Source organism: uncultured Winogradskyella sp. (assembly GCF_947501905.1).
GTDB lineage: Bacteria > Bacteroidota > Bacteroidia > Flavobacteriales > Flavobacteriaceae > Winogradskyella.
This window is the reverse complement of record NZ_CANMXL010000008.1, coordinates 1-12,326: the sequence shown is the minus strand read 5'-3', so window position 1 is coordinate 12,326 and position 12,326 is coordinate 1. Positions and strand designations below refer to the sequence as shown.

General features: G+C 32.8%; 15 protein-coding genes. 3 read left to right on the top strand and 12 right to left on the bottom strand.

Going from position 1 to position 12,326, the window contains the following annotated elements; translation table 11 throughout:
* Nucleotides 1-5 precede the first annotated feature (5 nt).
* The 7 genes from Q0770_RS14445 to Q0770_RS14415 all read right to left on the bottom strand — a co-directional run bounded on the left by Q0770_RS14445 (nucleotide 6) and on the right by Q0770_RS14415 (nucleotide 5,503).
* Entirely contained in the window at nucleotides 6-875 is an 870-nt protein-coding gene (locus Q0770_RS14445; protein WP_299118125.1) for a rhomboid family intramembrane serine protease, read from the bottom strand.
* A complete protein-coding gene (locus Q0770_RS14440) occupies nucleotides 875-1,705 on the bottom strand; it encodes a rhomboid family intramembrane serine protease (RefSeq protein WP_299118124.1) in 831 nt (276 codons plus the stop codon). The genes Q0770_RS14445 and Q0770_RS14440 overlap by 1 nt, the downstream gene beginning before the upstream one ends.
* A 6-nt stretch (nucleotides 1,706-1,711) precedes the next feature.
* Nucleotides 1,712-3,577, bottom strand: coding sequence for a DNA mismatch repair endonuclease MutL (gene mutL / locus Q0770_RS14435; protein WP_299118123.1), 1,866 nt, complete (start codon nucleotides 3,575-3,577; stop codon nucleotides 1,712-1,714).
* The gene (locus tag Q0770_RS14430) at nucleotides 3,577-3,855 is read right to left on the bottom strand and encodes a riboflavin synthase subunit beta (protein WP_299118121.1); all 279 of its coding nucleotides are present in this window, start codon (nucleotides 3,853-3,855) and stop codon (nucleotides 3,577-3,579) included. The genes mutL and Q0770_RS14430 overlap by 1 nt, the downstream gene beginning before the upstream one ends.
* Before the next feature lie 8 nt (nucleotides 3,856-3,863).
* The gene (locus tag Q0770_RS14425) at nucleotides 3,864-4,079 is read right to left on the bottom strand and encodes a hypothetical protein (RefSeq protein WP_299118120.1); all 216 of its coding nucleotides are present in this window, start codon (nucleotides 4,077-4,079) and stop codon (nucleotides 3,864-3,866) included.
* A 144-nt stretch (nucleotides 4,080-4,223) separates the two neighbouring features.
* Entirely contained in the window at nucleotides 4,224-4,736 is a 513-nt protein-coding gene (gene ribH / locus Q0770_RS14420; RefSeq protein ID WP_299118119.1) for a 6,7-dimethyl-8-ribityllumazine synthase, read from the bottom strand.
* A 2-nt stretch (nucleotides 4,737-4,738) separates the two neighbouring features.
* Nucleotides 4,739-5,503: a tol-pal system YbgF family protein gene (locus tag Q0770_RS14415; protein WP_299118118.1), complete on the bottom strand. Its 765-nt coding sequence runs from the start codon at nucleotides 5,501-5,503 to the stop codon at nucleotides 4,739-4,741.
* Between the two features lie 138 nt (nucleotides 5,504-5,641).
* Between Q0770_RS14415 and Q0770_RS14410 the strand changes: the two genes are divergently transcribed.
* Genes Q0770_RS14410 through Q0770_RS14400 form a run of 3 tightly spaced genes read left to right on the top strand, consistent with a single transcriptional unit; the run spans nucleotide 5,642 to nucleotide 7,439 of the window.
* A complete protein-coding gene (locus Q0770_RS14410) occupies nucleotides 5,642-6,721 on the top strand; it encodes a DNA replication/repair protein RecF (RefSeq protein ID WP_299118117.1) in 1,080 nt (359 codons plus the stop codon).
* Nucleotides 6,718-7,140, top strand: a complete 423-nt coding sequence (locus Q0770_RS14405; protein ID WP_299118116.1) for a hypothetical protein — start codon at nucleotides 6,718-6,720, stop codon at nucleotides 7,138-7,140. Before Q0770_RS14410 ends, Q0770_RS14405 begins: the two co-directional genes overlap by 4 nt.
* 2 nt (nucleotides 7,141-7,142) lie before the next feature.
* Nucleotides 7,143-7,439: a DUF721 domain-containing protein gene (locus tag Q0770_RS14400; RefSeq protein ID WP_299118115.1), complete on the top strand. Its 297-nt coding sequence runs from the start codon at nucleotides 7,143-7,145 to the stop codon at nucleotides 7,437-7,439.
* Between the two features lie 100 nt (nucleotides 7,440-7,539).
* Here Q0770_RS14400 and Q0770_RS14395 read toward each other — a convergent pair whose 3' ends face one another.
* The 5 genes from Q0770_RS14395 to Q0770_RS14375 all read right to left on the bottom strand — a co-directional run.
* Nucleotides 7,540-7,950, bottom strand: coding sequence for a hypothetical protein (locus Q0770_RS14395; RefSeq protein ID WP_299118114.1), 411 nt, complete (start codon nucleotides 7,948-7,950; stop codon nucleotides 7,540-7,542).
* Nucleotides 7,951-8,150: 200 nt separating this feature from the next.
* A complete protein-coding gene (locus tag Q0770_RS14390) occupies nucleotides 8,151-8,564 on the bottom strand; it encodes a hypothetical protein (protein WP_299118113.1) in 414 nt (137 codons plus the stop codon).
* A 10-nt stretch (nucleotides 8,565-8,574) separates the two neighbouring features.
* Complete coding sequence (locus Q0770_RS14385) at nucleotides 8,575-9,165, bottom strand: hypothetical protein (protein ID WP_299118111.1); 591 nt, start codon at nucleotides 9,163-9,165, stop codon at nucleotides 8,575-8,577.
* Nucleotides 9,166-9,706: 541 nt separating this feature from the next.
* Nucleotides 9,707-10,192: an Imm42 family immunity protein gene (locus Q0770_RS14380; RefSeq protein ID WP_299118110.1), complete on the bottom strand. Its 486-nt coding sequence runs from the start codon at nucleotides 10,190-10,192 to the stop codon at nucleotides 9,707-9,709.
* A partial coding sequence (locus Q0770_RS14375) for an RHS repeat domain-containing protein (protein ID WP_299118108.1) occupies nucleotides 10,189-12,326 on the bottom strand: 2,138 nt, incomplete at its 5' end. The genes Q0770_RS14380 and Q0770_RS14375, both read right to left, overlap by 4 nt.

Genomic DNA, 12,326 nt, shown 5'->3' with positions numbered 1-12,326 from the left:
TGTAGCTATTTCCCAGCTTTGAACAAGAATTCTTTTTCTTCAGCAGTCAAACTCTCATAACCACTTTTGCTTATCTTATCCAATATGATGTCTATTTGCTTCTGCTTATTAAACGTATCAAATTCGGTTTTGGTCTTTCCAGCATAATCGGATTTTTGGTTTTTACGATGCACTGTTTTTAGATTAGACTTAGGTTTAAACAAATTCATGAAACGGTCCACAAAACGTTCAAAACCAGAACCAATGTCTTTACCTTCAAGTAATTTCTTGGCGTAATAAAACCCTAACAAATAGCCGCCAATGTGGGAGACATACCCTCCAGAATTAAGGCCAAGTAACATTCTAAAAACATCTAAACCTATAAATATGAGGGCAATGTATTTCCATTTGATATTAAATAAATTAAACGGTCGTATTTCTGACTCAGGCATATAAGTAGCTACAAATAGCAACAATGCAGCAACACCAGCAGAAGCCCCTCGTAAAGTACCACCAGCTCCAAAGAAATCAGTAGGCCATAGACTTGCAATAGACATATACAAAACACCACCAATAATGACGCCCAAAAAATAAACATTAAGTACAAGCTTAGGTCTAAAAAGATTTACTGTTATACGCGATAAGTAAAACAGAAACAACATATTGAATAACAGATGCCATAAATCTACATGTATAAAACTATACGTAATTATAGACCAAGGTTGCCATATAAAATCACCAAAATCAGAAGACAACACAAAAAAACGACTAATAGCTCCCAATTTTAAAACTCTTAATAAAATAATAGCTATAAAAACAATCCCATTAGCAACTATAATCTTACCAAAAGTATTAAGGCTGTTGTATTTATATTTTAAGTCTTGAAATGTGCTCATTATTTATCCCAACGGTATTTGTTCATGCTATTCTTTTTCCAAAACCACATGATTATAAAGCCAGTTATTGCACCACCAATATGAGCAACAAAAGCAGTATTACTTGGACTAAAGAATGATTGACCAGTAAATGCAGATATAACATCTAATAAGATAATTCCTGGAATAAAATATTTGGCCTTTATAGGAATAGGCAAGAAAATCATCATTAATTCTGCATTGGGATTCATCATACCAAATGCAGCTAATATACCCATAATACAACCCGACGCACCAACCATTGCCATAGGAACTTTAGTATTTACAATATAAAAACTATTGAATGCCTCTCCATTAATAACTGAAGCATCAATATTATTTTCTGTAAAAATCAGACTCATTTTTTCAGCTAAAATTTGTCTGTCAAAATATTGTTCAGAATTAACAATATCTGCATTTAAAATTTGCTCAATAACATCCTTAGATAAACCTAAACTATTGATAACACTAAGTTCCTGAAATATTTGAAAGTAATAAACTAAAAAAGTTAAGACTACAGCTCCAAGTCCAGCTGAAAAATAAACAAACAAAAAGCGCTTTGTTCCTAATTGTCGTTCAACAGCTGTACCAAACATCCAAAGCGCAAACATGTTAAAAAACAAGTGCATTCCTCCACCATGCATAAACATATGTGTTATAATCTGCCAAGGTTGGAAAGCGGAATTTTGAGGATAATACAATGAAAACAACTCATAAAATAATTGCCCGCCACCAATACTTAATGTTCCTATAAAAATCAAAACATTAATTATAAGTAAATGTTTTACTGCATCTGTAATTCCTAATCTCATAATTAGTTACATAAATTTCTTTTCAATATCATCAACACCTAAGGTGATAAACGTGGTTTTATTTGTTGGTGATACTGATGGTTCTTTACAAGCAAATAAACTATTAAGTATATGCTCTTGTTCTTCAGAGTTTAATGTTTGACCTGTTTTTATAGCTAAGCTTTTTGCCATAGATTTTGCCAATAAATCCGAGGCACTAAAATTTTGGTCTGGGACATCATTCTCTACATCACTTATCAATTGCTCTAAAACAATAGACACTTCACTTTCAGGAACACCTACAGGAACTCCAGTGATAATGATTTGCTCTTCCTTAACTTCAGAAAATTCAAAGCCAGCAAACTCTAAATCGGGTCGCAACTGTTTAATAATTTCAATATCAGCTATAGAAAATCCAATAGTCAAAGGAAATAACAATTGCTGCGTTGTGGCTTCTTTTGAAGTTAATTGTTTTAATAAATTCTCATACAAAATACGTTGATGTGCACGATTCTGGTCTATAATTAGCATCCCAGATTTTATGGTACTTACAATATATTTTTGACGGAGTTGATAGGTTGTTTTCTCTTGCTCTACGTCTTCTGACTTAAAAATAGATGCCGTCTCAGGATTACTCTCAAAAGTAACTTCTGCAAAATCATTTTGAGACCTATTCCCTTTAGATTCTAAACCAACATACAAACTTTCCCAGTTTGCAGCAGGTGCTTTTGCAAATTGTCTTTGCTGTGCATGACTACCTGGTGAAGACGCTACAGCTTTTTCATTAGCAAAAGGATTAAAAGTACTATCTACTTCTATGGTAGGTGTTTTGCCTGCTTTATCCTTATAATCATAAGGTGTATCTAAATTTGTATTGCTTTCAAAATCTAAAACTGGCGCAATATTAAATTGCCCTAAACTATGCTTAACTGATGAACGCAAAATGGCATAAAGCGTATGCTCATCATCAAATTTAATTTCAGTTTTTGTTGGATGGATATTAATATCAATAGTTTTTGGGTCTACCGTTAAGTTTAGAAAATAACTAGGATGATAACCGTCTTTTAGTAAACCTTCAAACGCGGCATTAATTGCATGATTTAAATATGGACTTTTTACAAAGCGATTATTCACAAAAAAGAACTGTTCAGACTTTGTTTTTTTAGAAAATTCAGGCTTACCAACAAACCCTGAAACTTTTAATACCTCCGTTTCTTCTTCAACTGGGACTAACTTCTCATTCGTTTTAGTTCCAAAAATGTTAACCACGCGTTGTCTATAGTTACTAGACTGAAGACTAAATAGCTCACTGCCGTTATGATACATCGAAAAACCAATATTTGGATGCGCCAAAGCCACACGATGAAATTCGTCAGTGACATGTCTTAACTCAACAGTATTTGACTTCAAGAAATTTCGTCTTGCAGGAATATTAAAAAACAAGTTTTTTACAGAAACAGATGTACCTTTTGGCGTTACAGTGACGTCTTGCGATTTTACTGTACTGCCTTCTATAAGAATACTTGTTCCTAACTCATCATTTTCTTGTTTTGTTTTTAACTCAACATGGGCGATGGCAGCAATACTTGCTAAAGCCTCACCACGAAAGCCTTTTGTATTTAATTGAAATAAATCTTCTGCAGATCTAATTTTTGAAGTGGCGTGACGCTCAAAAGACAAACGCGCATCAGTTGTACTCATGCCCTTTCCGTTATCTATGACTTGCACTAATGTTTTGCCTGCTTCTTTTAAGATGAGTTTTATTTCTGAAGCATTAGCATCAATAGCATTTTCTAATAACTCTTTTACGACTGAAGCTGGACGCTGTACGACTTCACCAGCAGCAATTTGGTTAGCTACATGGTCTGGTAATAGTTGAATAATGTCTGACATTAGCTCTTGAAGAAAATAGATAAATCGAAATCAATAATAAAAAGGAATATCAAAATAAGCACTCCGACAATAATAAACACACGTTTATTTACAGATTCGTCTCTATTTTTGTAATCATCAACAGCAGCATTAAACTTCCCTTTTAATCCTTTTGGAGGATTAACAGTAGTACGATAGTCATCAAATTTATGCTTTAACTCATAAGGACTTCCCTCTCCTTTGTAATATCGTGGTGTATAATTATACCTTTTATTTTTTCTAGTCTTCAAAAAACCCATAATCCCTTTTATTTCATATATCCATTAAGAATATACATTAGTACAATGACAGCTATTAGCATGACAAGCATTACTGGCAAAGTAGAAAAAACTCGACCTCTACGCTTTGACCCTTGCTTAACTTCTTCCCATTTAGTTTCAAAATCTTTTTCCTCTCTAAGTTCTTCAGAATTTTGAAATCGTGGTTTATAGTTAAACTTTTTATTCTTTCGCTGTTTAAACAAACTTATCTTCAGTTACTGTGATTACCATCAAAAATACTTAAAATACAAGCATATTAATGATTGCAACTCCTAAAAATTGTTAACAAAAAGCCTGCCAAAGGAAGATTATCTGACAGAAATGGTAGTTACAAGAATAATGAGATATTAATAACCAATACGCATTCCTAATCCGTTGGAATCTTTACGTAACTGTGCCATCTTTATAGCAGCTATGGCAGCTTCAGTACCTTTATTACCATGTTTACCACCCGAACGGTCAATAGATTGCTGCATATTATTATCTGTAAGCACGCAGAAAATAACAGGGATATCACTAAGAACATTCAAATCCTTAATCCCTTGGGTAACGCCATCACAAACAAAATCAAAATGCTTGGTTTCTCCTTGTATGACTGAGCCTATAGCAATAACTACATCTACGTTTTGGTTTTGCATTTTTTTGCAACCATACACCAATTCGTAACTACCAGGCACATTCCAACGTGTAATATGTTTATCTAAAGCACCACAATCTTTAAGTGCTTCTAGAGCACCATTAAAAAGCCCTTCAGTAATGGTATCATTCCATTCTGAAACAACAATCCCAAACCGAAAGTCTTTCGCGTTTGGGATTGTAGCTTTATCGTAGTTAGATAAATTTTTATTTTCAGTAGCCATATCTATAAGCTTGCTGATGCTTTTCCTATAAGTACATCAATATCTTTAGCTTCATTAGATTTTGAAAACTCAGTTTTCACTCTATTCAAATAATCTAATGCTTTTTGATTTTCGCCTAAACCCATAGCTACAATTGCAGCTTTCTTTAAGTACAACGGCGTCGTATAATCGTTTGCATTAACCTTAATTGCTTTTTCATAATACTCTAAACCATCCTTAGATTGGTTTAACTGTACAAAAGCATCACCAATACCGCCTTTAGAAATAGCCGATAACATTAAGTCATCACTTGAAAAATCACTTAAGTGCTTAATCGCCTCATCGTATTTTTTCATATTAAGGTAAGCCATACCTGCATAATAGTTCGCAAGGTTTCCAGCTGGTGTGCTACCATACTCATCAATAATATCTAGCATACCATATTTCCCTTCACCACCTTCTAATGATAATGTCAATAACGAATCTTTATCTGTTGCGTTAATAGCTTCATCAAAATAACTCTGAGCTTTAGACATCTCATTCATTGCATCTTTAGCATTTGGCTCAGCGATAAACTTATTATAACCCATGTATGCTAAAATCACTACAGCTACAACACCAACAATACCATAGATAAAGTTTTGGTTTTTAATCACCCACTCTTCAGTTTTGGAAGCAGACTCATCTAAGGTATTAAATACCTCAGCTGTTGTTGAATCTTGCTCTATTTCCTCAACCTTTTCTTTCTTGGTTTTTGGTTTGTATCCTCTTTTCTTATATGTTGCCATGATTTCGTATTTGTGCGAGGGCAAAAATAAAATTTTTATTGGTAAATAAAAGCCTATTTATTTGTTATTTTTCAATAATTTGCAGCCGCTTTACATCTTAAGCTAAAGCTTTTAAATACTACGCTTACAACAAATTTTATGTTTCTAAACCGACTCTCTTTAGTCAATTATAAGAATTTTGAAAGTTCTACTTTCGATTTTGACACTAAAATTAACTGTTTTGTAGGGTCAAATGGTATAGGAAAAACAAACGCTCTAGACGCTATCTATCATTTGGCATTTGGCAAAAGTTATTTTAATCCGGTAGCGACGCAAAATATCAAACATGGCGAAGAGTTTTTTGTCGTTGATGGGCAATTTAAAAAGAATGAACGTGACGAAAAAATCATTGTCTCTCTAAAAAAAGGGCAGAAAAAAGTTATAAAACGTAACAGCAAGGCCTACGAAAAATTTAGTGAGCATATTGGCTTTATTCCACTAGTCATCATTTCGCCAGCTGATCGCGATTTAATTTCTGAAGGTAGTGATGTGCGTCGCAAATTTGTAGACAGCGTTATCTCGCAAAGTGATAAAGCTTATTTAGCAGATCTAATTAAATACAACAAGGTTTTATCGCAACGCAATGCCTTATTAAAATATTTTGCAGCTAACAATACCTATAATGCAGATACTTTAGAGGTCTATAACGAGCAATTAAAAACCTTTGGACAACCTGTTTTTGAAAAGAGAGAAGCTTTTCTAAAGACGTTTATCCCCATTTTTAAAGCGCGTTATGCGACCATAAGTAATAGTCAAGAAACTGTAAATTTGGTTTACAAAAGTGATTTGTTTGAATCTGACCTGGCAGAATTACTACAAATCAATCTCGCCAAAGACCGTGCGATACAATACACAAGTGTTGGCATACACAAAGACGATTTATTATTTAAAATTGATGACTACCCGATTAAAAAATTTGGTAGTCAAGGCCAACAGAAATCCTTTTTAATTGCATTGAAGCTTGCGCAGTTCGATTTTATAAAACAGCAAAGTGGCGTGCCTCCTATTCTACTTTTAGATGATATTTTTGATAAATTAGACGAAAATCGTGTGGCACAAATTATAAGTATGGTAGATGACGACCATTTTGGACAAATATTTATTAGTGACACCCATGCTGAGCGTACCGAAAATGTTGTCAAACAGATACACCAATCCTATAAAATCATAAAGCTATGAGACGTTATTTAGTTCTATTTGTTTTCACCGTTTTAATGTCTTGCGCTCAAGAACCTGAGTCTATTTTAGAACATGTTAATGGCTATTGGGAAATTGACGAAGTGATTTTTACTGATGGTAATAAAAAGGAATACAAGTACAATGACACCATAGATTATATAAGAATTAATGATAGCTTACAAGGCTTTAGAAAAAAGCTAAAACCAGGTTTTAACTCGAAATACGTGACCTCAAAAGATGCTGAAGGTATTACTGTAAAGATTGAAAGTGATAGCTTAAATTTTTATTACAAAACACCTTACGCCAGTTGGAAAGAGACTGTTTTAAGTGCAGACAAAAATAGTCTTAAGGTTATTAATGACAGAGAAACCATCTATCTTTACAAACGCTATCAACCTATTGAATTGGATTTAGACTAAACATGGCAAAACGCAATAACGATAATCAATCTATAGAAGACGCCCTTAAAGAGTTTGTGGCCACCAATAACCTACAAAGTGGTTTAGACAAGGTTAATGTACGTGAAGCTTGGGCAAAACTTATGGGTAATGGCGTTAATAATTATACCACTGCCATAGAGCTCAAACACGACACACTTTATGTACAATTAAGCTCTAGTGTATTGCGAGAAGAACTAAGCTATGGTAAAGAAAAAATTATAGCGATGCTTAATGATGCTATTGGTAAAGAGGTGATTAAGAGCTTGATGCTTAGGTAATAATTCTAAATACAAAAACAGCAACTAACATCTCTGTTAGCTACTGTTTTTCAATTAATTTAATTCTATTTTCTAAGCTATGTCTAATTAGGTACACTAACTATTGTTTAATTATCTTAAATACATCATTGGGTTTTATTAGCTTACAAGGCAAGATATTCATATCAATCTTATTTGAATAAAGGCATGTATCAATAGAAACAGAAAACTCAAATTCACGTTGAGTCTTAAGCAAATATTTTTCATTATATAATTCTATAAATTTCACATCTCTTTTTTTCATCTTTGAAATATTATTATACCTAATAGTATTTGAGGCTCTTAAAAGTATAATTAAATCTAATGAGTCATTTATCGAATTAGACTTCATTTTTTTCAAATACTTATTTTTTAATTTCTCAAACTGAACAATAGATAAACTATCTCCATAATTTATTGAATCGTTTTTTGAACCGCATGAAATCAAAAAGCAAAAAATAAAAATATTATAAGTAACTGATTTAAATTTCATTTAAATTATTCTGATATATACTGTACCAAATATAAATCATTACACTGCAAAATAAAACTATAGATAATGGATAGTAGCTCTCATCGTAAAAAACAATATATCAATGATTCATGTTAATGAACAAAGAAAAACAGCAACTAACATCTCTGTTAGCTACTGTTTTTCAATTAATTAAATTCTATTTTGGGATACTACTCAATTTAACTAAAAATATATGGCGCCTTCTTAAATTCTATATGTACTTCATTATCATTATTAGAAACATAAATAAAACTATATCCTTCTTGATTTTTTATTTTTAGTTTTTTTCCATCAATAAAGATTAAAATATATTGCTCTTCTTTATTAAAATAAACTGTTTTTGCTAAACCAAGAGTCTCATCAGTATTTATAACTCCATTAAAAACTTCAGAGTTGTCACTCAATTTTATCTTTAGCTTATGATTCTGAAAACCATCTGTAAATGATATTGTTTTTTTATTGGGTTTTAAATATTTATTAATTAATTCTGTTTCTTTTGCCGAAGGCTCATTATTGTCATAAAAAACTTTATACCCTTTACAAGAATTCAATAGGAATAAGAAGTAAATTGACAGATAAATTGTTTTTCTCATCTTATAATATTTAATTATTACTAATAATTTCTGAACTTATTTCCATAGTCTTAATCTCAGTAGCCTTTATTGGTTTTATTCCTCTTACTCTAGGAACAACGTTTCGCAACGAACTTCTTTGCGAAGGAGTTATATTTCCTCCTGTAGCTCCTTTCTTCATTAAATTTTGTGCATCAGTACCTGCTGACTCATGAGTTAAACCTGCTGTATGTCCTCCCTCATGAGCTCCAGTAATACCTATTTCAGTATTTGTAGAGTTGAAAGGAGATTTGGCAACTTGAATTCTATTAGAATCTACATTTCCAATTTCATCAACTTTACCAGCAGCTAAAACACCTGATTTTGAAAGAGGAACACCATCTGCACCAACGACTTCATCAACAAAATCAATATAGAAATCATCTTTACCAACGCTATCTACATATTCCAAATTCACTTCTACAGTTACATTATTTCCTTCAGCATCAATACCAGAGAAAGAACTTTCCATTTGAGATTTTATTGCTTCTGCTCCATTGGAAACCTTTTTTGAAGTCATTCTTTCTCCTATTTGTGTACCATCAGACTTAAATTCATTTGTAGTTGAATTTAATACTTTCATACTAACTGAATACCTAGTGCTTCCATCTGGGTTTTGAAATCTCGTCCATTCTAATCCTTCAAGCTCATTACCATCTATAACTCTGTTTTCAGCAAAATTATATGTTCCATTGTAAACATAATCTTCTGCTAATGGATCAACTTGCCAAAATCTACCAATTGTTGGGTCACTTATTCTATATTTCCATTCATGTACGTTAAGATCTAAATCTTCTGTAAGTTCTTGTCCTTGAAAATCTTTATAGTTATTATCAGTACCAACAACATTACCATTATACCCTTTATGCTTTAAGCCAAAAGGATAGTAGTCTAAGATAGTTTTTTTGCTGTTTCACTAAGAAATCAAAGCTATCTATAAATTTCATTACAGTATTTTAAAGAACGTCTATTCTTATTAAGAATCTTTAATTTAGAATTACTATCCCTATAAATTAATCCTTTATGAAGAAAAGCAGTAATTAATTACTGCTTTTCAATTATTTAAAGTCATTTTTTAGTCCATGGCCTTTTTTACTACACTACCATTCTGTACCATTACCGCCCTACCCAATAATATTATCTAATCTTCTTTTTAATTCATGAACATTATCGTTAAACTTTTCAAGTGTTGTAGTATAATGTTTTATTTCCAAGTTCATATTGTTTAAGTCTTTAAATGGAGTATCATTAGATGTTAGTTTCCATATTATATGTAGCTTTTCTTTTGAAAGAAACGAAAATATAATAAAATCATCACAGAATGTTCCAAAGTCATTTATTAAATAATCATGTATAAAACTATCTGAAGAATCATTTAATCTCTGAATTAATACTTCGAAGATTGTATTTTTTTGCATATGCGATAAATCCATATCAATTTGCTTAGATAAAGAAATTCTATTGAGACCAGACAATAGATATCCTTTTAAGGGAATTTCTTCATCAAAAGTGCCTAGCACATTGTTATCAAACCATAATCTTGCATTTCCCCAATTATTGTTTGAAACACTTACTTCAATAGCAAACTTATTTTTTTCTCCAATTATCATAGTTTTTTAATTTCATTTGGTACATGATTAATCCTGATTTCCCTTGCATTACCAGATTTCGTTCTTCCATTAGTTGATCCGTTCCAATGCCAATTACCATTCCCATCAGATTGAAATCTGTGATAAACAGCTTTCTTCCCTGAGCCTTCTTTTGTCCATCTAGTATTATCAGATTTAGGGTCAGCAACACTATCTTGCCATAAGTCTTCGTGATTATTAGGTAAAACACTTTTACTAGAGTTATATGGATTAGGACCTCCACTAGGATCATGATGACCTGGGTTTTCATATGAATCTACCCCAGCCATAATGTAATCTATACCATCAAAATCTCTAATACGTTTTATTGGAGTCCTTTTGTCTTCTTCTTCCTGATTTCTTACTTGCTTATCATCTGGACGAAATTTTTCGTCTATTTTGATATCATCCATAAAATCAGACGGTTGAGGTTCATCCAATGATGTAGGCATTAAATAAATAAGAGCATTACCTAAAAGTCTACCTGTAGCACCCAAAGCTCTAGCTCCCCAACTTGTTTTAGTGACTACTTGTTTTGTAGTTTCTTGAACTACTTTCCCAGTTCCTGTGGCTACAAAAGGTGTTCCCCTACTTATTCTGTTTTCCCTTTTTACTGGTTCATGATGTTGGATATCTCCCTTGCCTTCTTTATTATGAGTCTCTCCTTCAAGTCCCTCTATCTCTATTTTCCATATTGGGTTATTATGGGCAATCTGATAAGTAGATATAGACATAAACTCTTCAGAGATTGGGTCTGTGCCGAAAAATCTACCAATCTCTGGTATATAATTCCGATATCTAAATGTCAACCATCCTAAACCAAGTTCGTCATTCTCTTCTTGATTTAAGTAACCCCATTTATGGTCAGTACCATTCACCACGTTATTATACCCTTTATGTTTTAAGCCAAATGGATAGTAGTTATTCTCCTCTATAATTTCAGACGCGTTAACACTACCATTATTGTTAGTATCACTATAGGCTAGACGTATGTTGCCTAAATGGTCTTTGTACTGGTATACATAATCAAAGTTGCTACCATTAGGCTCTATATAGCCTTCTGGGTGCGAGAAAAACTTAAGGCTACTTCCTTCGTAGATATAGTTCCCTGCATAGTATGTCGTGGTACCGTTACTCACAATTTTTTTCTGTTTAACACCAGTTGCATCATAAATGTACTGAATATTTCCACCATTTAAAGTCACTTGAGTTGGTAAATTTAGGTGGTTATATAAAATATTCGATGAAATACCCTTATTGTAATCTCTTAGCATATTACCATTGGCATCATAGGTGTAATCATTACCAGAAGTATTACCATCAATAAACCCTTCAGTAAGGTGTGTGGTATTGGCATCCGTGACAGATAATAACTGATTACCATCGTAGGTATAGGTAAGGTCATCCATAATATTTACATTACTATCTCTTTGCAGAGCTACAATGTTTCCGTTTTTATCATAACTCACACTTCTTAGATGATGTCTGGTATAGACATCTAGGTTGTCTCCTTTGCGCATGATGCCCCTATCAATTCTGTTGAGGTCATCATACTCATAAGAGTAGCCGCGTTTTTCATTATCATTTGCCGTTTTCCAGATGGTTTGTGAGATGTTACCATTATACAAGTCAGCAAACTGAATAGCGCCTTCTTGTTCATTATAATTAATCTTAAACCCAAAGAGGTCAGTGCCCAAATTAGCCACATCATTAATTTCTTTCAACCACCCACGGATGTTATAGGTATAATCTACCGTTTGCAAACGGGATTGTGCAGTCGTACCACCAACACCTTTGCTTTCTAATTGGCCCAACTCATCATAGGTGTTTTCTACAATAACCTCTGCAGTACCACTATTGATGCTCTGTTGTTGATCTATAAGACGGTTCATATGGTCATAGCTAAAGACATCTACCGTAGTAATGGTGCTAAATCCAGTACGACTATGTGTCGTGGTAGTTTCTGTCACTGTACCATCAAAAGCAAGCTGGCTTTTAACTTCATCCACAGTGCCTAGATAAGGATTTTTACTGTATATATTAATAGGTCTCGCCTTATCATCGTAATGGGTAACAGATGTAATAAACTCAGTAGTACCTAAGACTCTTACTTTAC